Annotated in this window: 25 protein-coding genes; 19 read left to right on the top strand and 6 right to left on the bottom strand. The window is 50.9% G+C overall.

Annotation, left to right across the window (positions count from 1 at the left end; all coding sequences use genetic code 11):
- Window positions 1-53: 53 nt before the first annotated feature.
- Window positions 54-1,025 (bottom strand): porphobilinogen synthase, encoded by a 972-nt coding sequence (hemB, locus tag AC5JPW_RS09830; protein ID WP_494239914.1) that lies wholly within the window; start codon window positions 1,023-1,025, stop codon window positions 54-56.
- Window positions 1,026-1,516: 491 nt separating this feature from the next.
- Between hemB and AC5JPW_RS09825 the strand changes: the two genes are divergently transcribed.
- On the top strand, window positions 1,517-4,462 hold the full coding sequence (locus AC5JPW_RS09825; RefSeq protein ID WP_494239912.1) for an autotransporter YaiT-related protein: 2,946 nt from the start codon (window positions 1,517-1,519) through the stop codon (window positions 4,460-4,462).
- A gap of 96 nt (window positions 4,463-4,558) precedes the next feature.
- Window positions 4,559-5,185: a helix-turn-helix domain-containing protein gene (locus AC5JPW_RS09820; protein ID WP_494239910.1), complete on the top strand. Its 627-nt coding sequence runs from the start codon at window positions 4,559-4,561 to the stop codon at window positions 5,183-5,185.
- A 15-nt stretch (window positions 5,186-5,200) separates the two neighbouring features.
- Here the strand turns inward: AC5JPW_RS09820 and ampH are convergent, their stop codons facing one another.
- A complete protein-coding gene (gene ampH, locus AC5JPW_RS09815; RefSeq protein ID WP_494239908.1) occupies window positions 5,201-6,358 on the bottom strand; it encodes a D-alanyl-D-alanine-carboxypeptidase/endopeptidase AmpH in 1,158 nt (385 codons plus the stop codon).
- Between the two features lie 196 nt (window positions 6,359-6,554).
- On the opposite strand from ampH, the gene AC5JPW_RS09810 reads away from it, so the two are divergent.
- From AC5JPW_RS09810 to AC5JPW_RS09800, 3 genes are all read left to right on the top strand, one after another.
- Window positions 6,555-7,088, top strand: coding sequence for an isochorismatase family protein (locus tag AC5JPW_RS09810; protein ID WP_494239906.1), 534 nt, complete (start codon window positions 6,555-6,557; stop codon window positions 7,086-7,088).
- A gap of 121 nt (window positions 7,089-7,209) precedes the next feature.
- Window positions 7,210-8,430: a peptide antibiotic transporter SbmA gene (gene sbmA / locus AC5JPW_RS09805; protein WP_494239905.1), complete on the top strand. Its 1,221-nt coding sequence runs from the start codon at window positions 7,210-7,212 to the stop codon at window positions 8,428-8,430.
- 13 nt (window positions 8,431-8,443) lie between these two features.
- Complete coding sequence (locus tag AC5JPW_RS09800; RefSeq protein WP_494239904.1) at window positions 8,444-9,577, top strand: DUF1615 domain-containing protein; 1,134 nt, start codon at window positions 8,444-8,446, stop codon at window positions 9,575-9,577.
- Here AC5JPW_RS09800 and AC5JPW_RS09795 read toward each other — a convergent pair.
- Complete coding sequence (locus AC5JPW_RS09795; RefSeq protein WP_494239902.1) at window positions 9,571-9,873, bottom strand: YaiY family protein; 303 nt, start codon at window positions 9,871-9,873, stop codon at window positions 9,571-9,573. The two genes, AC5JPW_RS09800 and AC5JPW_RS09795, sit on opposite strands and share 7 nt — an antisense overlap.
- Window positions 9,874-10,125: 252 nt before the next feature.
- Here AC5JPW_RS09795 and AC5JPW_RS09790 point away from each other — a divergent pair, with 252 nt between their 5' ends.
- Window positions 10,126-10,368 (top strand): DUF2754 domain-containing protein, encoded by a 243-nt coding sequence (locus AC5JPW_RS09790; RefSeq protein ID WP_494239901.1) that lies wholly within the window; start codon window positions 10,126-10,128, stop codon window positions 10,366-10,368.
- Here AC5JPW_RS09790 and ddlA read toward each other — a convergent pair.
- Complete coding sequence (gene ddlA, locus AC5JPW_RS09785; RefSeq protein WP_494239899.1) at window positions 10,365-11,465, bottom strand: D-alanine--D-alanine ligase; 1,101 nt, start codon at window positions 11,463-11,465, stop codon at window positions 10,365-10,367. The two genes, AC5JPW_RS09790 and ddlA, sit on opposite strands and share 4 nt — an antisense overlap.
- 83 nt (window positions 11,466-11,548) lie before the next feature.
- On the opposite strand from ddlA, the gene AC5JPW_RS09780 reads away from it, so the two are divergent.
- The 7 genes from AC5JPW_RS09780 to AC5JPW_RS09750 all read left to right on the top strand — a co-directional run bounded on the left by AC5JPW_RS09780 (window position 11,549) and on the right by AC5JPW_RS09750 (window position 18,913).
- Entirely contained in the window at window positions 11,549-12,232 is a 684-nt protein-coding gene (locus AC5JPW_RS09780; RefSeq protein WP_494239897.1) for an extensin-like domain-containing protein, read from the top strand.
- A 170-nt stretch (window positions 12,233-12,402) separates the two neighbouring features.
- Window positions 12,403-13,593, top strand: a complete 1,191-nt coding sequence (locus AC5JPW_RS09775) for a multidrug efflux MFS transporter (protein WP_494239895.1) — start codon at window positions 12,403-12,405, stop codon at window positions 13,591-13,593.
- 258 nt (window positions 13,594-13,851) lie between these two features.
- Window positions 13,852-14,112, top strand: coding sequence for an anti-adapter protein IraP (gene iraP / locus AC5JPW_RS09770; RefSeq protein WP_494239893.1), 261 nt, complete (start codon window positions 13,852-13,854; stop codon window positions 14,110-14,112).
- A 102-nt stretch (window positions 14,113-14,214) separates the two neighbouring features.
- A complete protein-coding gene (gene phoA, locus AC5JPW_RS09765; protein WP_494239891.1) occupies window positions 14,215-15,630 on the top strand; it encodes an alkaline phosphatase in 1,416 nt (471 codons plus the stop codon).
- 90 nt (window positions 15,631-15,720) lie between these two features.
- Window positions 15,721-16,041, top strand: coding sequence for a phosphate starvation-inducible protein PsiF (psiF, locus tag AC5JPW_RS09760; protein WP_494239889.1), 321 nt, complete (start codon window positions 15,721-15,723; stop codon window positions 16,039-16,041).
- A 90-nt stretch (window positions 16,042-16,131) separates the two neighbouring features.
- Complete coding sequence (gene adrA / locus AC5JPW_RS09755) at window positions 16,132-17,247, top strand: diguanylate cyclase AdrA (RefSeq protein ID WP_494239887.1); 1,116 nt, start codon at window positions 16,132-16,134, stop codon at window positions 17,245-17,247.
- Window positions 17,248-17,389: 142 nt separating this feature from the next.
- Window positions 17,390-18,913 (top strand): FAD-dependent oxidoreductase, encoded by a 1,524-nt coding sequence (locus AC5JPW_RS09750; protein WP_494239886.1) that lies wholly within the window; start codon window positions 17,390-17,392, stop codon window positions 18,911-18,913.
- A 44-nt stretch (window positions 18,914-18,957) separates the two neighbouring features.
- Here AC5JPW_RS09750 and proC read toward each other — a convergent pair whose 3' ends face one another.
- Complete coding sequence (gene proC, locus AC5JPW_RS09745) at window positions 18,958-19,764, bottom strand: pyrroline-5-carboxylate reductase (RefSeq protein ID WP_494241187.1); 807 nt, start codon at window positions 19,762-19,764, stop codon at window positions 18,958-18,960.
- A 138-nt stretch (window positions 19,765-19,902) separates the two neighbouring features.
- Between proC and AC5JPW_RS09740 the strand changes: the two genes are divergently transcribed.
- From AC5JPW_RS09740 to ppnP, 5 genes are all read left to right on the top strand, one after another.
- Window positions 19,903-20,367: a YaiI/YqxD family protein gene (locus AC5JPW_RS09740; RefSeq protein WP_494239884.1), complete on the top strand. Its 465-nt coding sequence runs from the start codon at window positions 19,903-19,905 to the stop codon at window positions 20,365-20,367.
- A 267-nt stretch (window positions 20,368-20,634) separates the two neighbouring features.
- Window positions 20,635-21,159, top strand: coding sequence for a shikimate kinase AroL (aroL, locus tag AC5JPW_RS09735; protein ID WP_494239883.1), 525 nt, complete (start codon window positions 20,635-20,637; stop codon window positions 21,157-21,159).
- 174 nt (window positions 21,160-21,333) lie between these two features.
- Window positions 21,334-21,525, top strand: a complete 192-nt coding sequence (yaiA, locus tag AC5JPW_RS09730; protein ID WP_494239881.1) for a protein YaiA — start codon at window positions 21,334-21,336, stop codon at window positions 21,523-21,525.
- A gap of 244 nt (window positions 21,526-21,769) precedes the next feature.
- Window positions 21,770-22,447, top strand: coding sequence for an AroM family protein (locus AC5JPW_RS09725; RefSeq protein WP_494239880.1), 678 nt, complete (start codon window positions 21,770-21,772; stop codon window positions 22,445-22,447).
- 81 nt (window positions 22,448-22,528) lie between these two features.
- Window positions 22,529-22,813 carry a pyrimidine/purine nucleoside phosphorylase gene (gene ppnP / locus AC5JPW_RS09720; RefSeq protein WP_494239878.1) on the top strand — a complete coding sequence of 95 codons (285 nt, stop codon included), beginning with the start codon at window positions 22,529-22,531 and terminating at the stop codon, window positions 22,811-22,813.
- 60 nt (window positions 22,814-22,873) lie between these two features.
- On the opposite strand, the gene rdgC is transcribed toward ppnP, so the two are convergent.
- Window positions 22,874-23,785, bottom strand: coding sequence for a recombination-associated protein RdgC (gene rdgC / locus AC5JPW_RS09715; protein ID WP_494239876.1), 912 nt, complete (start codon window positions 23,783-23,785; stop codon window positions 22,874-22,876).
- A 99-nt stretch (window positions 23,786-23,884) separates the two neighbouring features.
- Between rdgC and mak the strand changes: the two genes are divergently transcribed.
- Window positions 23,885-24,790 (top strand): fructokinase, encoded by a 906-nt coding sequence (gene mak, locus AC5JPW_RS09710; protein WP_494239875.1) that lies wholly within the window; start codon window positions 23,885-23,887, stop codon window positions 24,788-24,790.
- The last annotated feature ends 37 nt before the right edge of the window (window positions 24,791-24,827 follow it).

Below are 24,827 nucleotides of genomic sequence, written 5' to 3'. Positions count from 1 at the left end.
AATCCCATTAATCACAACGAGATGGCCCGGCAGATGCCGCCGGGCCTGAGGGCTTACAAAATCTTACGTTCTGCGAGGTCGAGAGCAAAGTAGCTGAAGATGAGATCGGCACCCGCGCGTTTGATTGCGCCAAGGCTTTCGAGGATCACTTTATCTTCATCAATGGCTCCGGCCTGAGCGGCGAATTTGATCATCGCGTACTCGCCGCTGACCTGATAAGCCCCCAGCGGTAAAGAGGTACGTTCACGGATATCACGCAGGATATCGAGATATGCACCAGCAGGTTTCACCATCAGGCAATCAGCGCCTTCGGCTTCATCAATCAGCGATTCACGGATGGCTTCGCGGCGATTCATCGGGTTCATCTGATAGGTTTTGCGATCGCCTTTTAGTGCGGTACCGGCAGCTTCACGGAACGGGCCGTAGAAAGAGGACGCAAACTTAGTTGAGTAGGACATGATGGCCGTGTCAGTAAAGCCTGCCGCGTCCAGCGCCTGGCGAATGGCTTGCACTTGACCGTCCATTGCCGCCGAAGGGGCAATAAAGTCGGCACCTGCGGCAGCAGCCACAACGGCCTGTTTGCCGAGGTTAATCAGGGTGGCATCGTTATCGACGCCGTGATCGCACAACACACCGCAGTGACCGTGCGAGGTATATTCGCAGAAACAGGTGTCGGACATCACGATCATCTCTGGCACGGCATCTTTGGCAATGCGCGACATACGTGCCACCAGACCGTTTTCCTTCCAGGCATCGCTACCGGTTGCGTCCGTGTGGTGGGAAATACCGAAGGTCATGACTGAGCGGATTCCCGCGTTGGCGATACGTTCAATTTCACGAGCAAGGTGCTTTTCAGGAATACGCATTACGCCTGGCATGGCGGTGATGGCTTTGTAATCGTCGATATCTTCTTCAACAAAGATAGGCAACACCAGGTCGTTCAGGCTGAGTGTTGTCTCTTCAAACATAGCGCGAAGCGAAGCGGATTTGCGCAGGCGGCGCGGGCGTGTGATTAAGTCAGTCATGATTTGCCTGAAGTCTTAGGAACAGTGGGGACAGTGTATCCGAAAAGGGGGGAGTGTGTTTTACCAAAATCGCCTTTAAATGCGAGCAGTCTCGAAGACTTCTATATGAATCGAAAAAATAGTAGAGGCAATCCTTGTTTATATTCATGTTTTGAATTTTTAATTCCTTCCCATTCTTTCTTTTTATTTTATTTTTGTGGTTTATATGTTTTGTTTGGATATTTTTAATTATTAATATGTTTTTCATTTTTTATTCTTTAAGATTTTTTTTTGTGATTGTTTTTAAAGTTATGATTTTTATTGTTTTTATTTTTTACCTGCTAATTGAAATTGATGCTCTTGTTAATTTGTCCGAATTCGGACTTTACGTGAAGTTTAATTGAACCATTTGGTTTATGTACGGCATAATTTTCTCCGCAACGAAACTTGATTGTATTTGATGCATTAATAATTGATGGACCAACGATAATATCCCTGAGGAGGGATGACAAATGCACTCCTGGAAAAAGAAACTTGTAGTATCTCAACTGGCATTAGCCTGCACTTTGGCAATCGCTTCTCAGGCAAATGCGGCTACTTATGACACCTGGAATTACATCGATAATCCTCTGACAGCTCTTGACTGGAGCAATATGGATGCACCGGGTACCGTAGATGGCAATTATGTAAATTATAGCGGTTTTGTTTACCATAATAATGCGAGTGGTGATTTTGATCAGACCTTCAGTGGTGACACTGTTAACGGTACGATCTCTACCTATTATCTGAACCATGATTATACTGATAGTGTTGATAACACATTAAGTATTAGCAATTCAGTCATTCATGGCTCAATCACCTCTCTTCTGCCGATTGGTGTAAGTAGTGATGGTAGTTATGCTTATCAATTCTCCGAATATGGCACCGACCGTGTAATCGATAATAACTGGCACGATGGTGATGTGTTCACACTGAACATTTCTAACTCCACTATTGACGACGATTATGAAGCACTGTACTTCACCGATTCTTATCTGGATGGTGACGTCACAAAATCTACTCATGAGAAATTCACTACTGCTGCTGGTGAAGGCTACCAGTTTACAGATGGTGCTGGCCTCGGTCTGGCTGTAAACCTTGATGTTGAAAGCAATATCAATATTTCAAACAATTCTCGTGTTGCGGGAATCAGCCTGACTCAAGGTAATACAGTTAACAATACCTACACGACTGAATCCCATACCTGGGATAACAACATCAACGTCTCCAACTCTACTGTTACCTCAGGTTCAGTTGATTCACTCGAAACTCGTGGTTTCTATGGTAATTCTGCTGAACCGAGTGAATATACTGGTAATGGCACTGCCAATGACGTAGCACTGTATTTCAGCGATAGCTCAGCATCTCACTATTCAATGAAAAACAATGTTAATTTCAACAACTCTACTCTGCTTGGCGATGTTGTTTTTGAAAGTACTTTCAACGCTGGATTCTATCCTCAGGGCCACGACAGCAATGCTGATGGCGCTAAAGATACCAACGGCGGCTGGGCTGACGACGCTCTGAATGTTGATGAACTCAATATTACTCTGGACAATGGTTCTAAGTGGACGGGTTCTGCGACCACTTCTACAAACGTTGATGTTGAGTCTATGCCTTCAACTGATTGGTACGATGTTACAGGTAATAGCCTTTACCCTGGCGCAATTATCGAAGCAAATGCCTGGGGACGTACGGCTGATAATAAGGTCTTCCAGAGCGGCGTATTCAATGTCGCATTGAAGAACGGCTCAACCTGGAACACTGTCAATGCATCTAATATTGATACGCTGACTATCGATAGCGGATCTAAAGTTAATGTTGGTGATTCCTCACTCGTTTCCGATAGCATTAAATTAACAAATAACTCTCTGCTGAACATCGGCGAAGATGGTCATGTTGCGACCGATAGCCTGTCTATTGATAACAGTACCGTAAAACTGGCTGATGATATTGCCTCTGGCTGGAACTATTCTGCGGCTCTGTACGCCAACACCATCACTGTAACAAATCACGGTGTCCTGGATGTCAACGTTAATGAGTTTGATGCATATCCATTCCAGGCTGATACCCTGAATCTGACCAGCACCACCGACACTCATCGTAATATCCATGCAGGTGTGTTTGATATTCATAGCAGCAACTATGTTATGAATACTGACCTGGTCAACGACCGTACCAACGATAAAACCAAAGCTAACTATGGCTATGGTGTTATTGCGATGAACTCCGATGGTCACCTGACTATCAACGGCAACGGAGACATCAATGGCGGTAATGAACTGGATAACAGTGCTAGCGACGACGTAACTGCTGCCAAAGGCAACTACAAAGTTCGTATCGACAACGCCACTGGTGCTGGCCGTATCGCTGACTACAAAGGTAAAGAACTTATCTATGTCAACGATAAGAATACCGCAGCAACCTTCAGCGCAGCCAACAAAGCCGATCTGGGCGCGTACACCTATGACGTGCAGCAGAAAGGTAACACCGTTGTTCTGCGTCAGCGTGAGTTGACCGACTACGCGAACATGGCGCTGAGCATTCCTTCTTCAAATACCAACGTCTGGAACCTGCAACAGGATACCCTGTCTACCCGTCTGACCAATGGTCGTCATGGCCTGGCTGATAACGGTGGCGCATGGGTGAGCTACTTCGGCGGCAGCTTCAACGGCGACAACGGTGTTATCGAATACGATCAAGATGTCAGCGGTATCATGGTCGGCGTAGACACCTTCGTTGATGGCAACAATGCGAAATGGACCGTCGGTGCCGCAGCTGGCTTTGCTAAAGGCGACATGAATGATCGTTCTGGTAAAGTTGATCAGGATAGCCAGTCTGCCTACATCTACTCTTCTGCGCGTTTTGACAACAATGTCTTCGTTGACGGCAACTTAAGCTACAGCCGTTTCAGCAACGACCTGTCTGCAACCATGTCTAACGGCCAATATGTTGATGGTAATTCGTCTACGAATGCTTGGGGCTTCGGTCTGAAAGCCGGTTATGACTGGAAAGTTAACGACAAAGGCTATGTTACCCCGTATGCGGCAATTTCTGGTCTGTTCCAGTCAGGCGATAACTACCGCCTGAGCAACAACATGAAAGCGGGCGATCAGGATTACGATAGCCTGCGTTATGAACTGGGCGTGGATGCAGGGTACACCTTCAACTACGGCAGCGATCAGGCACTGACCCCGTACTTCAAACTGGCTTATGTCTATGATGATTCCAACAACACTGCAAAAGTGAACGGTGATTCTATCGACAATGGCGTTGAAGGTTCTGCGGTACGTGTTGGTCTGGGTACGCAGTTCAGCTTCACCAAAAACTTCAGTGCTTACACTGATGCAACCTACCTGGGCGGCGGTGACGTTGAGCAGGATTGGGGTGCTAAAGTGGGTGTGAAATACACCTGGTAATAAAACTGGCAGGGACGTTAATTTCCCTGCTATTTTTCACTTTGACAAAATTCCCGCTATGGACTGGCGGGAATTTTTTACTTACAAGGACAGTAAATGATTTCACTGCATAAACCGCTTGCGGAATTTTATTTATTAGATAAATGTCTTTCGCCCCACGGCTCATTTTTTGACTTACCAGAGAATACGGTACTTACATTTGATAACGTTAATCCTGGTGATGTCGCTATATTTTTTGAACAAGGTGAAATAGCGATTAGCCGGAAATACAATGATGTTCTGTTAGGAATTGCGCAAGCTCCTTTTATAAATGGTCTCAGTGCGAGCATGGTTGCCCAACCGACAGAATATATTTACACCACGCAAAGTATTTGTACGGGTTATTATTTACCCTCTGAAAAGGTATTGGCATTGCTGGATGAAAATCAACTCTGGCGAGAAGCCTTTGCCTGGCTAACCTGGTGGCATCGGCTGGCTGAAACTCGTGATATCCAGCTCATTGGCAGTAGCACTTATGACCAGATACGTTCAACGTTACTGACTATGGCTGATTGGGATGAAACGTTACGTTCGCGAGTAGGAGTCATGTACTACATTCAGCGGCGGACGGGTATTTCTCGCTCGGTCATTGCCGAAGTGCTCTCCGCACTACGCAAAGGAAATTACATCGTAATGTATAAAGGCAAGCTGCTAAAAGTTAACCGCTTGCCTTTTGACTATTAGTTCTGATGCGATGCATCAGGATGCAGGAACAACGATAGGTTTGTTGTTACTCATTTCGCTGACCAGGTCATTCACCCCATCGCTCATGCTGGTAAATTTCGTTAATGGTGAACGGGTGACAACAACAAAGACACCGACATTACTCTGCGGAATCATTGCCATATAAGTAATAAAACCGCCACCACCGCCCGTTTTTTGGATAATACCTGGGTGCCCGTCTTTTGGTGCCATATAGACCCAACCCATCCCTAATGCATCTGCTTTACCAGGCACATCCATACCAATCACACGAGTTAACTGGCTGCGTTGATAAATCAGGGTCTGCATACGATCCGCCTGATTATTACGATGATAGAAATCTGATGAAAGGAATTGCTGCATCCAGCGCATCATATCGCCCGGTGTGGAGTAGACTCCTCCACTGCCAATAGCCGCCAGTGTATTGTTACACGGGCTGGCACCTTTCTCGGCAATCATCAAACGTTTGCATTGATCTGGTGACGGGGTAAAGGTCGTGTCCTTCATACCGAGTGGACGTGTAATTTGTTCTTCAAAAAGCTGTGGATAGGGCTTCCCAGCCGCTTTAGCTAACGCATCTGCGAGCAAATCAAAAGCCAGGTTGGAGTAGGCTGCTTGCGTACCCGGACTGACTTTTAGTTTTGCAGTTGAAAGCCAGTTCCAGCGCTGTTGCTGTGTGGGCCAGACAAAAACATCCCGGTGCGCCGCGCCGCCCGGCTGCTCACGAGGTAAGGCACTGGTGTGAGTCGCCAGATTCAGCAACGTAATAGGCGAACCCTGCCAGGTCGGTACAACCGCACCAGGAGGCGCATATTTGCTCAACGGATCGTTAAGTTTGACAACGCCCTGATCAAACATTTTGACCAGCATCTCGCTGGTCATTAATTTTGAAAGCGATGCAATGCGGATAACCGAATCCAGTTGCGGACGCACGTTCGTTCCTGGACGCGTTTCGCCAAAGCTTCTGAACACTCTCTGATTTCCGTCGATGGCAACCAGGGCCATGCCTGTTGCACCACTGCCATAAAAAATATGATTAGCGTAACGATCAACTATCTCGGACGCAAAAGCCGGGTCGGGTGACGTCTGCGCAGCATGAGTTGGCGTCAATGTGAAGGCGTACAGCACAGCGGAGAAAAGCAAACAACGTTTCAACGAAAGCATCCGTATAAGAAGGAGGTGGATAGTGCGTATTTATACTACCTGGCGGCGTATTTCAAAGCACCGAAAAAGGCATAATTTCTGGAAATTACGTAACGATGCGTAAACATGAACTTTTTTCCTGACGGCTACAGAAGCAGGGGCCTGTGGTAGGCTCTTTGCAAACGGTTATTCAAAGGAGAGGCGGGTCATGTCAGGTAAGCGAGTCGTAATGGTCGTGGATATGCAGCAAGGGGTGTTTGCGACCCCGCGTGTTCAGCGCGAACAGTGTGTGGAGCAAATCAATAAACTGACGCACGCTGCGGATACGGTGATTTTTATCCAGCATATCGAAGAGGGGGGGCTGGAAGAGGGAAGCGAAGGGTTCCAGTTACTTCCTGAACTCTATCAGCCTGACAACGCACTCTACGTGACGAAAACCGCCTGTGACAGTTTCTACAAAACGCATTTAACAGACGCGCTTCGCGAGAATGACATCGGTCAGTTTGTTATTTGCGGTTGTGCGACTGATTACTGTGTAGACACTACCCTGAAAAACGGTGCCAGCCGGGGGTATGCCATTACTGTTGCTGGTGATGCACATACCACCGCCCATCGTCCCGCCGCACAGGCCGAAACCCTCATCGCTCATTATAATGACGTCTGGCGCACCCTTACCGTTCCAGGTAATCCTGTTTACGTGAAATCCGTCGAAACAATTCTTAACGAGTGGCAGACGAACTAAGGCGTTACGCTCAGGTCTGATTATCCGTCTCAAACAGGCTGACACCGGGTATCTTTGATATCCGGTGTGGGTGTTGTCGTCGTGTGAGCAATGCAAAAATAAGAAAGAGCAGGAGAGCATTATGTTTAAATCTTTTTTCCCAACGCCGAAATTGTTTTTCCTCTCGGCTTTTATTTGGGCAATGATCGCCGTGGTGTTCTGGCAAGCGGGTGGAGAAGCCTGGTTATTGCGACTCACGGGAGCATCTGCAGAGTTGCCCATCAGCGCAGCACGTTTCTGGTCAGGTAATTTCCTGCTTTTTTATGCTTACTATGCGCTCTGTACCGGCATTTTTGCGTTCGCCTGGTTCTTTCTTTCGCCACACCGTTGGCAGCGCTGGTCTATTCTCGGGACCGCACTGATTATTTTCGTCACCTGGTTTTTGGTGGAAGTGAATGTTGCGATCAACGCCTGGTACGCCCCTTTTTACGATCTTATTCAGAAAGCTTTGAGTGCGCCCAATACCGTCAAGATCGGCCAACTGTATAGCGAAATCGGCACCTTCTTGTGGATTGCACTGATTGCCGTGACCGTGGCGGTGTTGAATAATTTCTTTGTCAGTCACTATATTTTTCGCTGGCGTACGGCGATGAATGAATTCTATATGGCGCACTGGGGTCATTTGCGCCATATAGAAGGGGCCGCGCAACGGGTGCAGGAAGACACCATGCGTTTTGCCACCACGCTTGAAGATATGGGCGTCAGTTTCATTAATGCCATCATGACGTTGATCGCGTTCCTGCCAGTACTGGTTGCGCTCTCGTCGCACGTGCCTGAACTGCCGCTGGTGGGGCATATTCCTTATGGCCTGGTCATTGCTGCGATTACCTGGTCGCTACTGGGAACGTTTTTGCTGGCAGCAGTGGGTATCAAACTGCCTGGGCTGGAGTTTAAAAATCAACGCGTTGAAGCCGCTTACCGTAAAGAACTGGTTTACGGTGAGGATGATGCAGAACGCGCTAAACCGAACACTGTCCGCGAGCTGTTTGCTGCCGTGCGCCGCAATTATTTTCGTCTCTATTTCCACTACATGTATTTCAATATCGCCCGTATTCTATACCTGCAGGTCGACGTGGTTTTCGGCCTGATCGTGCTGTTCCCGACCATTGCGGCCGGTGCAATTACCTTTGGTTTGATGCGTCAGATTACCAACGTCTTTGAGCAGGTGCGTAGCTCGTTCCAGTATCTGATTGCCTCCTGGACCACGCTGGTTGAATTAATGTCTATCTATAAACGTTTGCGCAGTTTCGAACATGAGCTGGATGGCCAGCCGGTTTCGCAAATGACCAACCACTTTAGCTAACGCAAGGAACACTATGTCAGTTTGCGCGCCGCGTCTTCTCGCGACCACAATGACCCTGCTGGCGGGATGTATTCTCGCCGGTTGTACCACCAGTAAAAATACAAACACAACAAAAAGCACCACAGCGACTGAAGCCCGTGAAGCTGAAAAACCGCAGGATGTGGCGAGCATTGTCAGGCAAAAAATGCCTGCCAGCGTGAAAGACAGAGATGAGTGGGCAACAGATCTGGCGACTATCTTTTCCAGCCAGGGCATTGACCCGACGCTGGAAAATATCTGTTCCGTGTTGGCTGTTGTACAGCAAGAGTCAAATTATCAGGCCGATCCCGGAGTCGCCGGGCTGAATAAGATCGCCTGGAAAGAGATTGATCGCCGGGCAGCGCGGCTACATATCCCGCAGGTGTTGGTTCATACCGCGCTGAAGATTGAGTCGCCGAACGGCAAAAGTTACAGCGAGCGCCTCGATACAGTCCGCACGGAAAAACAGTTGAGCGAAATTTTCGACGATTTTATCGGTACGGTGCCGATGGGGCAGAAGTTGTTCGGTTCTTACAACCCGGTACACACTGGGGGGCCGATGCAAATCAGCATCGCTTTTTCTGAAAAGCACACCAAAGGATACCCCTGGACAATCTCTGGCACTGTGCGTCAGGAGGTCTTTACCCGTCGTGGCGGATTGTGGTTTGGCACTTACCATTTGCTCAACTATCCGGCTAACTACAGTGCCCCAATCTTCCGCTTTGCTGATTTCAATGCGGGGTGGTACGCCAGCCGTAATGCGGCATTCCAGAACGCGGTTAGCAAAGCAACGGGCGTTAAGCTGGCGCTGGATGGTGACGTGATTCTGTACAACAGTAGTGACGCGGGGAGTACTGAACTGGCCGTCAGAAAACTGGGTGCGAAACTGGGCATGAGCGATCGTGATATCCACCGACAGCTCGCCACGGGAGACAGTATCGCCTTTGAAAAAACGGCGCTCTATCAGAACGTTTATCGACTGGCAGAACAGAAAACCGGGAAAACCTTACCGAGGGAAATGTTGCCGGGGATCCAGTTAGAGAGCCCGAAAATCACCCGCAACCTCACAACCGCCTGGTTTGCGAAGCGCGTCGACGATCGTCGGGCGCAGTGTATGGCTAATCAGTGATGGCGGCGCCAGCGCAGAATCAGACCGATAACGCCTAGTATTGCGCTTCCGACCAGAAACGGCACCAGGCCAAAGATGGTGCCGACGCCAAAGCCGATTTCAACCTGAGGTCGGCTGGCATCCTGCACTTGCATCAGATGTTCAAACACACCCGGTGCATGGACCAACAGATTCAGCAGTTGCGCACCTGCCCAAAAACAGAGCAGCACAAAAACCGCATAAGCAATGTTACCTGGCGTGGAGGCGTCGCGTTTTTTCTTCCCCGTAAAGGGTTTCGACAATGTAAAGTCAGCCATAGAGACCTCCGCTTTATTCAATTTACTGGCCCGAAGCCTGTGACACCTTGTCATTTTGACAGCACATCGAAATTGTCAACATCGGAATGGTGATAATTTCATTGCGGGAAGGTTTCCAGTTGAGTAAATTTTGGAAGTGCTCACATTTCCTTAATGTTTTTATTACGTAATTAACATTTCAGAATTTCCGTACACGCCACAGACGGGAACGCGGGAATGTGCGACGATATTTTTTTTATTGCCGGAGTTGTCATGAAGCTACCCGCGAAAATACGCCGTGACTGGCATTACTACGCATTTGCGATTGGTTTGATTTTTATTTTGAATGGAGTGGTCGGGCTTTTGGGGTTCGAAGCCAAAGGCTGGCAGGAGTACGCCGTTGGCCTTGTGACCTGGGTTATTAGTTTCTGGTTAGCCGGATTAATTATTCGCCGCCGTCCTGAAGACAATGCAGAAGCCGCGGCGAATAAAGAGGAAGATAAATCTCTGGATTAGCTGTTCATCGAACTTTTCAGCGCGCTATCGGCCTGATGGCGCGCCAGTGCCAGTTCAATCAGGCGGGTGATTAAATCGGTGTAGCCGATACCGCTAGCCTGCCATAGTTTCGGATACATGCTGATGTTGGTGAAGCCGGGCAGCGTATTGATCTCATTGATGATCACTTCATTGTCCGGCGTCAGGAATACATCAACACGTGCCATTCCTGCGCAGCCCAGCGTCTGATAAGCCTCAACAGCAATCGCCCGAATACGGTCATTCACTTCTGGATCGATGTTCGCCGGCACTACAACTTGTGCGCCGTTATCGTCGATGTATTTGGTGTCGTAGGCGTAAAACTCGCTGTTGAGCACAATTTCGCCGCAGGTGCTGGCTTGCGGGTCGTCGTTCCCCAGCACCGCACATTCAATCTCACGACCTGTTATCCCCGTTTCGACCACGACTTTGTGGTCAAACTCAAAGGCCAGGCGCACTGCCGCAGCATATTGCGCTTCGTTCATGACCTTACTGACGCCCACGGATGAGCCCTGGTTTGCGGGCTTAACAAACAAAGGCAATCCCAGTTTGGCCTGAAGTTCCTCAAAGGTGATACGATCGCGGTTGTTGCGCGTCAGTGTCACAAAAGGAGCGATTGCCAGCCCGGCGTCACGCAGCAGGCGCTTGGTGACGTCTTTGTCCATACAGGCAGCTGATCCCAGAACATCTGAACCGACAAAGGGTAAATTCGCCATACGCAACAATCCCTGCAGTGTGCCATCTTCTCCCTGGGTTCCGTGAACGATAGGGAAGATGACATCAACCTGGGCAAACGGCGAGCCGTTGTGGGCGTTAATCAGTTGCTGAGCGGACTGCCCCGGAACGAGGGAGACATTTTCTTCCGAAGGATTAAGGGCAATATGGGCCGGATCGCTGGCGTTTTGCAGATAATTATTTGCGTCATTGATATGCCATTGTCCTTGTTTATCAATGCCTAAAAGCAACACCTCGAAACGCGACTTATCCATTGCATCGACAATATTTTTCGCCGATTGCAGCGACACTTCATGCTCAGCCGACTTACCGCCAAACACGACACCTACCCGCAGTTTTGCCATCACACCTTTCACTCACATCAATCAGAAAGCACATACCATATCACTTCTGCCATACTGATTTCAGTGATAAATGGAGGGGATGCGTGAAAGGAAAACGCCTGATTGTGGTCTGCATTTTATTGGCGGTGGCGGGCGTCGGTTATCGCTACTTGCCGTCTTATTACAACCCCTTTGCGCCGCTTCAATTAAGCGATCCGCCAGGGCGCATCACGCAGTACAAATTACGCAGGCTGGATCCGCTAGCGTGTCAGGCATTACTTGAACAGGCTAATCAGCAGCAACTGATCTCATCCACGCCTGTCGCCGACAGCAAAGGGGAGTGTCCGCTCACGGATGTTGTGCGGGTGCGTGATTTTGGCTCGGTTAAACTGAGCAGCAGCTTTTTAGCCAGTTGCCCTCTGGCACTGAGTTCCGCGCTGTTTGTAGCGCAGCAGGCCCGCCCGCTTACCCAACAGTTTACGCAGCACACGCTGACAGGTGTTGACCATCTTGGCAGCTATGCATGTCGCAATATCTATAACCGGGCAGAGGGGCGACGCAGCGAACATGCCAGCGCTGAGGCACTGGATATCAGCGGGTTTCGACTTTCAAATGGCAAGGTCGTGACAGTGTTAAAAGGGTGGCCTGATGCGACAACACAACCCTGGTTGCGTGCGATATTAAGTGCAAGTTGCGGCTATTACGGCAACGGTCTTGGACCCGAGTACAACGCGGCTCACGCTAACCATTTCCATTTAGGCATGCGTGGTTTTGGAATTTGCCGCTAAAGCATAAACTGTCGTTATTATTTAGGTTGTTGCTCTCTCCTCCCGGCTGTCGTTAAACCGGGGGGATAAAGCACTAAAATACCCTTAAACGCATTAGTGGTACGTATTCTTCTGCGGCTTCTTGTTACTCTGTTTCTAATTTGCCAAAAACTGAATTATTGTTGCTGTTTATGGAATCCTGGAAGGTTAATCTTATCTCTGTCTGGTTCGGCTGCTTTTTCACTGGCCTTGCGATCAGCCAAATTTTACCGTTCTTACCGCTCTATGTTGCCCAGCTTGGTGTGACCTCACATGAAGCGCTGTCGATGTGGTCTGGGCTTACGTTCAGCATTACCTTTATGGTCTCTGCCGTGGTGTCACCATTGTGGGGAAGTCTGGCCGACCGAAAAGGGCGCAAACTGATGCTCCTGCGTGCCTCGCTCGGTATGGCGATTGCTATCCTGCTGCAAGCCTTTGCCACCAACGTCTGGCAACTGCTTATCCTGCGTGGGGTGATGGGGCTGACCTCGGGATATATTCCCAATGCCATGGCGCTGGTGGCTTCACAAGCCCCAAGGGAGCGCAGCGGCTGGGCGCTCAGCACGCTTTCTACCGCGCAGATTAGCGGTGTGATTGGCGGCCCGCTGATGGGGGGCTTCCTGGCTGACCACTTCGGTCTGCGCACGGTCTTTTTCATCACCGCCATTCTGCTGGTGGTCAGTTTCCTGGTGACGCTGTTCCTGATTAAAGAGGGCGCACGCCCGAAAATCAGTAAAGCACAGCGGTTAAGTGGCAAAGCGGTGTTCTCTACGCTGCCTTACCCTGGACTGGTCATCAGCCTGTTTGTCACCACCATGGTGATTCAGTTATGCAATGGTTCGGTTGGGCCGATTCTCGCGCTCTTTATTCAATCGATGACCCCGGACAGCAATAACATCGCGTTTTTGAGTGGTCTGATTGCCGCTATCCCTGGTGTCTCGGCGCTGATGTCTGCCCCCCGACTCGGTAAGCTTGGCGATCGCATTGGTACGGCGCGTATTTTGATGGCAACGCTGGTGTGTGCAGTGGTGCTATTCTTTGCCATGTCGTTCGTCACATCGCCTTTGCAGTTGGGCATTCTGCGTTTCCTGCTCGGTTTTGCTGATGGTGCAATGCTGCCAGCCGTACAGACCTTGCTGCTCAAATACTCCAGCGATCAGGTCACCGGGCGTATCTTCGGTTATAACCAATCGTTTATGTACCTTGGGAATGTCGTGGGGCCACTGATGGGAGCATCGGTTTCCGCCATGGCCGGATTCCGCTGGGTCTTTGTCGCCACCGCCCTGGTCGTGCTTTGCAATATCTGGCAACTGGCGGCAGCATTGCGCAAAGCCAAAAATTAAAACAGCATGTTCACCGGGGTATCTCACCCCGGTTCTTCAATAAGTTTTCTTTATATAAAGAATATATTCTCCTTAATTAGCATTACCTCTAACTCTTTAATTGGTTTGCATTAAGTCAAGAGAAACGTTTCGTTGTAATTGTTTTGATATAGCGATTTTGCACAGGTCAAAATTTCGCGAAAAATAATAGATGCATCTACTTTGCAACAACTAATGAGAGTGATAACGTCAGCGGATACTACATAAGGAAATAGCGCTATGAAAAACCTCATTGCTGAACTATTAGTAAAACTTGCGGAAAAGGAAGAGGAATCCAAAGAGCTGGTCGCGCAGGTGGAAGCGCTGGAGATCGTCGTTACCGCGCTGTTGCGCCAGATGGCACAGCCTGAACAGCAAGCGCTTATTCAAAGTATCGAAGGTGCGCTGGATGATGTGACTCCGGATTCAGATGTCTCACTCCAGGATACGGAGTTACTGCAACAGTACATAAAAAAGCTTTTAAGGCACCCCCGCACCTAGGACTTTTGAGATAAGTCATGCTGTCATCTCTCTGTCACGCGTGGTGCCTATAGTCGCTCTGTTTTTTATTTCTTTTAAGTATTTATACACGGAGAAAATAAATTGAAACAGAGCGCATTATTCATCGCTTTATTCCCCATGCTGTTTACCCCCGTTATTTACGCCGAAACGCCTTCGACGACAGTACTCGAAAATCGTGCTGCTCAGGGGGATATTACAACGCAAGGTGGTGCACGTCGTTTAAGCGGCGATCAGACAGATGCAATTCGCGCATCACTGAATGATAAGCCCGCCAAAAATATCATTTTGCTCATTGGTGATGGAATGGGCGATTCCGAAATTACCGCTGCCCGAAATTATGCTGAAGGTGCCGGTGGATTCTTTAAAGGTATTGATGCCTTACCGTTAACGGGCCAATACACGCACTATGCGCTCGATAAAAAAACGGGCAAACCTGACTATGTGACGGACTCTGCTGCATCTGCAACGGCATGGTCGACCGGCGTGAAAACCTACAACGGAGCGCTGGGCGTCGATATTCACGAAAAAGATCACATGACGATTCTGGAAATGGCAAAGGCTGCTGGTCTGGCGACCGGTAACGTCTCTACTGCTGAGTTGCAGGATGCCACCCCGGCTGCACTGATCTCTCACGTCACCTCTCGTAAATGCTATGGTCCGAGCGTCACTACAGAAAAATGTGCCTCTAATGCTCTGGAAAAAGGCGGTAAGGGTTCCATCTCTGAGCAGTTGCTGAATGCCCGCGCTGACGTTACCCTGGGCGGTGGAGCCAAGACCTTTAGCGAAGCGGCAACCGCTGGTGAATGGAAAGGTAAAACCCTGCGTGAGCAGGCTATTGCACGCGGTTACCAGATGGTGGGCGATGCTTCAAGCCTGGCTGCTATCACAGTGGCAAACCAGGATAAGCCGCTGTTAGGTCTGTTCTCCGAAGGCAACATGCCGGTGCGTTGGGAAGGTCCGAAAGCCTCCCTGCATGGCAACATTGATAAGCCTGCGGTGACCTGTACGCCAAATGCGAAACGTAACGATACTGTACCTACGCTGGCGCAGATGACGGATAAAGCGCTGGATCTGCTGAGCAAAAATGAGAAGGGCTTCTTCCTGCAGGTCGAAGGCGCGTCCATTGATAAGCAGGACCACGCAGCGAACCCCTGTGGCCAGATCGGCGAAACCGTTGATCTTGATGAAGCTGTGCAGAAGGCACTGGCCTTCGCTAAAAAAGACGGCAACACGCTGGTTATCGTCACCGCTGACCATGCCCACGCCAGCCAGATCATCCCGCCGGAAACCAAAGCACCTGGCCTGAGTCAACTGCTGAACACCAAAGATGGTACGGTGATGGCGATGACCTATGGCAACTCTGAAGAAGAGTCTATGGAACATACCGGCACGCAGATTCGTATTGCGGCCTATGGTCCGCATGCTGCTAACGTTGTCGGCCTGACCGACCAGACTGACCTGTTCTTCACCATGAAAGCAGCGCTTGGCCTGAAATAAAGTCCACCCGGCGGGAATTGTTCTCGTCGGGTGGTTTTTTCTCCAGTACCGACCATCCTTAAGGGGCAACACTTCACGAAGGATGGTGCTATGAAAATAACATTACTGGTAACGCTCCTGTTCGGTCTTGTGTTCGTCACGGCGCTTAGCGCTGCCGAAAAAACGCTTACCCCTCAACAACAACGTATGACCCTCTGCAATCAACAGGCGAAAACCCAGACCCTCTCCGGCGATGCCCGTAAGAGTTTTATGAGTGACTGCCTGAAAAATACCAAAACGGAACCGGGTCAAAAGAGCCTGTCGCCGCAGCAGCAAAAAATGCGTGAGTGCAATGCGCAAGCCACTCAGCAATCGTTGAAGGGCGAGGATCGCAGTAAATTTATGAGTGCCTGCCTGAAAAAAACAGGCTAAGCCAAACGGGTGAGCGGGGCTCTCGACTCACCCGAAATTTCATACTTTCTCCGCACGTCCCCTCTCTATAATTTGGGAAAATGTTTCAGAATGTTCCCAAAGACGATGAATGATAATAATTTTTATACCTCAGACAGTTCGAGCAAGGAGAGAAACCCTGCCCTGAGCAACGAAGACCACTACAACGACGGTCTTCAATTCGCGCAGCGGGAAAGGCTGCCTCGTGCCGTTGGGCTTGCCTGCTTATTTTTCCCTCTTGCAGCCGAAATGGTCTCGAAACCGATGGCCGGCGGCTGGTGGGTGCTGCTGGTTCTCTGGTCGTTCGTCTGGCCCCATCTGGCCTGGCAACTGGCATCACGGTCCAGCGACCCGCTCGCCAGTGAAACGCATAATCTGAAAGCTGACGCTATCCTCGCGGGTATATGGATTGCTCTTACAGGGGTCAATCTCATGCCGTCACTGGCGCTGGCGATGATGGTCTTCATCACCACCATGGGTGCGGGCGGACCACGCCTTTGCATCGCAGGTGCAATCCTGACGCTGGTTGCAAGCCTGGTCACACTTCAGTTGACCGGGACTACTTTTGATCTCGTCAGCCCACCGCTCACAGTCTGGCTGACCGTGCCTGTATTACTGATGTATCCGCTGCTGTTTTCCTGGGTCAATTACCGTTCTTCGAAACACATGGAGGAGTACCAGCGTCGCCTGCAGGTGATGAGCATTCGTGACGGTATGACAGGGGTCTATAACCGACGTCATTGGGAAACTCTCCTCCGTGATGAATACGATAACTGTCGCCGCCATCAGCGAGAGGCCACGTTATTGCTTATTGATGTCGATCATTTCAAAACAATTAACGACACCTGGGGCCACGATGTGGGCGATGAAGCGATCATTGCGATTACTCGTCACCTTCAACTGAGCCTGCGCGGCAGCGATATTATTGGTCGCTTCGGGGGCGATGAATTTGCGGTGATAATGGGGGGAACGTCGTCCGAAAGCGCCATTGCGGCAATGACGCGCGTTCACGATCGCCTTGCGACGTTCCACCTGACCAGTGCTCCTCAGTTGGTGTTGCACATTAGCGTCGGGGTTGCCCCACTGACCGAAGAGATGGGCCACTATCGTGAGTGGTTAAAAGCAGCCGATTTAGCGCTGTATAAAGCCAAGAAAGCCGGGCGCAACCGTACCGAAGTTGCTGCCTGAACCCCCCGCTTTGTTGCTCAAAACGCATTCTCTGCCAGGCTTAAAGAGTCATCATTATCAAATGTGTGCCTTTATTTTTCCTCGTGGTGTGCGCTGTCTGGCGTTACGACCGTATCTCCAACACTGACACGAGAGCAATGTTATGAACTATAAATTTGTTACTGAACTCAATAAGTTACCAGAAAATCAGCCCGTAAAGGTTGAAGTGGCTGGAACCGCCATGATCCTCATTCGTACCCTGACTCAGGTGCGGGCGTTTCAAAGCAAATGCCCTCATGCGGGCGCACCGTTGGAGCAGGGGGCCGTGTGTGAAGGTCGGCTTATCTGCCCGTGGCATAAAGCAGAATTCGATATCAAAAATGGACAGTGGCTTGAGCCGTTAGCCCTGACCAGCCTGAAGCAATACCCGGTGCTACTTGAGCAAAACCGCGTGATGGTCAACCCGCGCCCGATGTCACCGGCGAGTAATCCGCAGATTCGCGATGAGAAAGCACAGACAACCGTCATTGTCGGGACCGGGGCTGCAGGCAGCGCGGCAGCGATAACGTTGCGGGATGCCGGTTACAAAGGCCGCCTGGTGCTGGTCGATAAAGAAGATGATGCGCCCTACGATCGCACGGCATTGAGCAAATTTGTGCCGGCCGGAAAAATGAAAATCAGCGATGTCCCTCACATGCTCGACGACGCCTTCTACCAGCAACCGGGCGTTGAGAGTCTGCGTGAAGAGGTGACCGATGTGAACAGCCGCGAGCACCAGATAACCTTTGCCAGTGGACGAGAGCTACATTTTGATAAATTGCTGCTGGCCACCGGCGGGCAGCCGGTTTGGCCCGACATAGAAGGCAATAATCTGAAGGGGGTGCACGTGTTGCGTGATATCCATCAGGCGCAGCAATTGCTGAATGATGTTGAGCGTGAGCAGCAACTGGTGATTATCGGTAACAGCTTTATTGCAATGGAGCTGGCTGCGGCGCTGCGCAATCAGGATATTGATGTCACCGTCGTCTCCCGCCATGCACTGCCTTTTGTTCCGCAGTTCGGTGAAGAAATGGGGCGTCGTTTTCTCGAATTGCACAAACAAAATGGGGTGAAATTTGTGACCGGCGAACCTGTCGCCCTGGAGGGGAATGGACAGGTAAAAAGTGTGCAGCTCAAAAATGGCCGTACGCTCCCTGCGCACGTGGTGGTGTTTGCTACCGGCGTGCATCCTTCCACTGCGCTTGCCCATGATCTTCACCGTGAGAAAGATGGCAGCCTGACCGTGGATGAGACGCTAAGTGCGGCACCCGATGTGTGGGCAGTAGGGGACATTGCCAGCTACCCTGCGCCGGAAGGGCGTCGGCGGATCGAACACTGGCGTGTGGCCCAGCAGCAGGGGCATCTGGCGGCGTTTAATATGCTCGGCGAACAGCGGGTGTTCAACCAGGTGCCATTTTTCTGGACGACCCATTTTGGCACGCGTTTCGAGTATCTCGGCTATGCGCCGGACTGGGACAGCATGAAGATGCTGGGTTCCTTCGACAGCAAACGCTTTGCCGTGCTGTATGGGGAAGAGGGGATGTTGAAAGCGGTACTGAGCACCGGGGAGTACACCGAAACTGCGGCATTACTGCTGAAAATGCAGCAGCCGCTGAGCGTCGAGGCGGCCAGTGAGATGCTGGCCTGATGCGTGTGCGCCACCGTTGAATCTCTTCGGTGGCGCCAGAGCGTTTATTTACTCAGCGCGTCAGATTTCGCCATGCAGGCCTGAATCGCATCGATAACGGCAGCGCGGAAGCCTTTCTCTTCGAGCACCTTCACCGCTTCAATCGTGGTACCGCCTGGTGAGCAGACCATGTCTTTCAGCTCACCCGGGTGTTTGCCGGTTTCCAGCACCATTTTCGCCGAACCCATCACCGCCTGCGCGGCGAAGCGGTAGGCTTGTGCGCGTGGCATACCGCCCAGCACAGCGGCATCTGCCATCGCTTCAATAAACATAAATACATAGGCAGGGGCCGAGCCGCTCACGCCAACGACCGGATGGATCATCGACTCGTAGACCACTTCTGCTTCACCAAAGCTGCGGAACATGCTCAGGACATCGGCAATATCCTCTTCCGTCACCAGCGCGTTGGCGGTGACGGAGGTCATGCCTGCATTCACCAGAGAAGGGGTGTTAGGCATGGTACGAATGATTTTGCGATCGTGGCCCAGTGCGCGTGCCAGTTGATCCAGCGTGACGCCCGCGGCGATGGAGACAACCAGCGTATCCTTGTTCAGGCTCGATGCCACATCGCTGAGGACTTTAATCATAATGTTGGGTTTGACCGCGCCGAAGACGATATCGGCCACTTGCGCCACTTCCTGCGCGCTCTGGGCAGCATTGATACCGTATTCATCATGCAGTGCGGCGACTTTATCTGCCGACGGGGTGTAGACCCAGATCTGGCCAGGCTGCACCTGGCCGCTGGCAATCAGTCCGCCCAGAATCGCTTTGCCCATGTTGCCACAGCCGATAAAACCGATTTTTTTCTCCATCACGTCTGTCTCTCTGCTGATAGTGTGTTGTGGGCTATAGCTTAACGCATGACGGTCGTGCAGGGCTAAACCTTAACGTTGTGCTTTGCGCAGCCTGGATTTAACGCGACAATGCGCGGACATGAATGAGGGCTAATAATGGTAATTTGGGTTGATGCGGACGCCTGTCCGAATGTTATTAAAGAGATATTGTTCCGTGCGGCGGATCGCACGCAAACGTCGGTTACGCTGGTGGCAAACCAGAACATCCGGGTTCCACCGTCACGATTCATTCGCTCAGTGCGGGTGGCGGCGGGGTTTGATGTTGCCGACAATGAAATTGTTCGTCTTTGCAAAGACGGGGATCTCGTCATTACTGCCGATATTCCACTGGCGGCAGAAGTGATCGCCAAAGGTGCCGCCGCCCTCAATCCGCGCGGTGAGCGCTATACGGAAGCAACGATTCGCGAAAGGCTGACGATGCGTGATTTTATGGATACGCTGCGGGCGAGCGGTATTCAAACCGGCGGCCCTGACAGCCTCTCCCAGCGCGATCGCCAACAGTTTGCCGCCGAGCTTGATAAGTGGCTGCTTGAGCGCGCGCGCCGTCAGGCAAAGCAGTAATGCATCAACTGACATATGAATATGTTACGCTAACCGCGCCTGTGGGCTTGTCAACGAACACTACTTTAAGTAAGGTTATCGCTACACGGGTTGCATTAAAATCTTTACACTCAAATCGGGCGTCGTTTCTGGAGTTAGTCGAAGCGGGATGCGAATTATCTATTCACGTGTAATGATTTATTTACGACCGCTCGACACCTGGCAGGGTGAGTTCACACACATTCATTTTCCATTTGCACCTTGCGATATCTGAGGGAACACCAGTTCATGACGCTACCCATCTTTTTAATTGGCGCTCGCGGTTGCGGCAAAACGACCGTCGGCCATGCGTTATCTGAGTTACAAGAACGTCAGTTTGTTGATACCGACCATTGGCTGCAGGAACAAGCGCAAATGACCGTCGCGCAACTGGTCAGCAAAGAAGGCTGGCACGGTTTTCGTGAGCGTGAAACTCAGGCATTGGAAGCAGTCACGGCCCCTTCACACGTCGTCGCGACCGGGGGCGGCATTATTCTGAGTGAATATAATCGCAAATTTATGCGTGAGCAGGGGCTGGTGATTTACCTGTGCGCTCCTGTTTCCGTGCTGGTTGATCGCCTTGAAGCGTATCCGAAAGAGAGTCAGCGTCCGACCCTGACCGGTAAACCGATTCGCGAAGAGGTGGGGGAAATTCTTGCCGGGCGTGACGCGCTCTACCGTGAAACAGCGCACCATGTTGTTGACGCTTCAGCAAGCCTTGACGAGGTGCTGGCGGAAATCCGCAATGCTATGCGCCTGGCCTGTGCCAGTTAGCGAAACGATTGTCTATACCCGTCATACTTCAAGTTGCATGTGCGTTGGCTATACTCGCTCACCCCAGTCACTTACCAGAGTAAGCTCCTGGGGACTCGCTGCGTTGCCGCCTTCCCGCAACTCGAATTATTTAGGGTCTATACTTAAGGCCTGACCTAAGTAAAAGGAAAAGTCATGGCCAGTAAACCTCCGTATCCTCGAGAAGCCCGTGTTGTCGCTATTGAAAAAGGCGCTGCCGGGCAAACTGTCACCTGGTATCAACTTCGAGCCGATCATCCTAAACCTGATGCGTTGATCAGCGAACACCCCACCGAGCAGGAAGCCCTGGACGCGAAGAGTCGCTACGAGGATCCCGACAAAAATTGACCCTCCGGGTCTGCCGTTTCGCTTGTTCTGAAAAAACAAAAAAAGAGGTTTTCATCGCACTTTTAGCGCTGGCGAAGTGGGTGATGACCGATAATAATCAAATGTTATTAGTTCATTCTGGAAATTACCGGAAACTGGATGATATGTGGTTATCCGACGTAATGGTTACTGGGGGCGGCTTTGGCGGCTCTCCAGCTTTCGTCGAAGCGTGAATAAATGAGCAGTGTTGCAAGGCGGAAAAAGAATGAGTGCGACCCTGGCGATCCTCACTGTTGGTGTGGTGCCTGTAAAAGAGATCTTACCGTTGCTGACCGAACATATTTCTGAACAGCAGATCACCCACGTTAGCTTGCTCGGCAAAATGGACCCCATTGAGGTTCTTGACGATTACTTTATTGAGCCAGGGCAAACCCCGATGCCAACGCGGTTGCGTGACGACAGTGTCGTGAGTGTTTCACGTGAGAAAGTCGAGCGTGATTTACAGAGCGTTATTGAAGTGCTTGATAATCAAGGCTACGACGTCATTTTACTGATGAGTACTGCGCCGATTCGCGGCCTTAATGCGCGAAACGCCATCCTGATTGAACCACAACGCATTATTCCGCCCCTTGTCGCCTCAATTGTTGATGGCCACCAGGTTGGCGTGATTGTACCGATTCCCGAATTGATGGTTCAGCAACAGCAAAAATGGAATCTGCTGGAGAACGAACCCTACTACGCACTGGCACACCCCTTCCAGGCGACGGAATATGAACTGGTGGGGGCGGGAAAAACGCTGATTGACCAGGGGGCGGATGTATTAATGCTTGATTGCCTTGGTTTTCATCAATGGCACCGGGATTTACTCCAGAAATCGCTGGATGTGCCAGTGTTACTCTCTAACGTGCTGGTGGCGCGACTGGCGTCAGAACTGCTGGTGTAGGCCAATTTCGCGTGACAGGAACGAAGTCTGGCCTCTATAGTGGTTTTCCATATATTTTCTGAATACAAAAAGGGCCAGTTCATGCTTCAGAGTAACGAATACTTTTCCGGTAAAGTGAAATCCATTGGTTTTACCAGCAGCAGCACTGGCCGTGCCAGCGTTGGCGTAATGGCTGAAGGGGAGTACACCTTTGGTACGGCGCAGCCTGAAGAGATGACGGTCGTCAGCGGTTCGCTTCATGTTCTGCTGCCAGGTGAGACCGAGTGGAAAACCTATGCTGCCGGTGATGTGTTCAACGTGCCTGGCAACAGTGAATTCCACCTGCAGGTTGCAGAGCCATCTTCTTATCTCTGCCGCTACCTGTAAGCCTTTTTCAATAAAAAACGCCCGGTTTAACCGGGCGTTTTTTTGGGCAATACTTCAGGATTAGCGTTGGGCTTCGCCGCCCAGACCTTCAACCAGATTGTGAATCAGCGTCGTCAACTCACCCGTCATCAGAATAAAGTCGGCATCAAAACGCTGCGCCACGTCGTCACGATCAATGTCTTCGTTCTGGTCACGAATCTCATCACCAAATTTCAGACGCTTGATGGATGCATCGTCGCAGACGACAAACTGCACACGCTGTTGCCAGTCGAGGGCCAGTTTGGTCACCACTTTTCCGGCTTCGATGTGTACCGCGATTTCGTCGCTGACCAGCTCTTGTTTCTTGCAACGAATTACGCCGCCGTCTTCCAGAATGGCCTTCAGTTCTGCTTCATCCAGCAACTGGAAGCCTTGTGCAACGGTCCCGGAGCGTACCCATTCGGTCAGCGTCAGTTCAATCGGATTTTCCAGCGTCAGCGGAACGACGGGCAGGGAACCGAGGCTTTTGCGCAGCAGTGCCAGGGTGTCCTCGGCTTTTTTCGCGCTTGCGCAATCGACCATAATCAGCCCGTTGACCGTATCAATCCACATCATGGTCTGGCTGAAGCGGCTGAACGCACGCGGCAGCAATGAGTGCAGCACTTCGTCTTTCAGTGAGTCTTTTTCAGTTTTTTTCAGTTTGCGGCCCTGATCGGCTTCGAGACGGGAAATTTTGGCTTCCAGCGCCTGTTTAATCACCGGGGAAGGCAGAATTTTCTCTTCTTTGCGGGCGCAAATAATAATCTGGCCGTTGGCAGTGTGCGTTAGCGCATCACTGTGTGAACCCATCGGTGGAACCCACCCGGTTTTCGCCATATCCTGACTACCGCATGGGGTAAACGATAGTGGGGCAAGCTGTTTTTCCATCTCTTCCGCCTGCAACGCTACATCGCGGCTGAGACGGTATACCATTAAATTTTTAAACCACAGCATGATTTTTTCCACGGCCTTGTCGTTAAATGCAGCGGGCATGATAACCAATTGTCGCCGCGCTTGCATGCGAATGCGTTGTTCAACTATGAGGAGCATTATGTGCGTATTGGTATTGATTTAGGTGGCACAAAAACAGAGATAATCGCACTCAGCGACGGCGGTGAAGAGTTGTTTCGCCATCGCCAGGCAACACCGCGTGATTATCATCAAACCATTGAATTGATTGCTTCTCTTGTTGACCTTACCGAAAAAGAGACCGGCCAGACCGGGACGGTGGGGATGGGTATTCCTGGTTCGATTTCGCCCTATACGGGGGTGGTGAAAAACGCCAATTCGACCTGGCTCAACGGCAAACCTTTTGATAAAGATTTGAGCCAGCGCTTAAAACGTGACGTCCGGCTTGCCAACGATGCCAACTGCCTGGCGGTTTCTGAGGCCGTGGACGGCGCAGCGGCAGGGGCACAAACCGTTTTTGCCGTGATCATCGGTACAGGTTGCGGTGCGGGTGTGGCATTAGGTGGTCGCTCACTTATCGGCGGCAACGGTACGGCGGGCGAGTGGGGCCACAATCCGCTGCCGTGGATGGATGAAGACGAACTGCGCTATCGTGCTGAAGTGCCTTGTTATTGTGGCAAGCAAGGCTGCATTGAAACCTTTATTTCCGGCACTGGCTTTGGCACGGACTATCAGCGACTGAGTGGCAAATCGCTTAAAGGAAACGAAATCATCCGGCTGGTGGAAGTACAGGATCCGCTGGCGGAACTGGCGTTGAGCCGTTATGAGCTGCGTCTGGCAAAATCGCTGGCCCACGTGGTGAATATTCTTGACCCGGATGTCATCGTGCTCGGCGGCGGTATGAGTAACGTTGAACGGCTCTATAAAACGGTGCCAGGTCTGGTAAAAAACTGGGTCTTCGGCGGTGAGTTTGAAACCCCGATTCGCAAAGCACTGCACGGAGATTCGAGCGGTGTTCGCGGCGCTGCCTGGTTGTGGCCGCAAGAATAAACCGATTGATACACCCGGTAATCAGGCGATTGCCGGG

This window comes from Phytobacter sp. (assembly GCF_059074235.1).
This window is presented reverse-complemented; position numbering and strand designations above follow the sequence as displayed.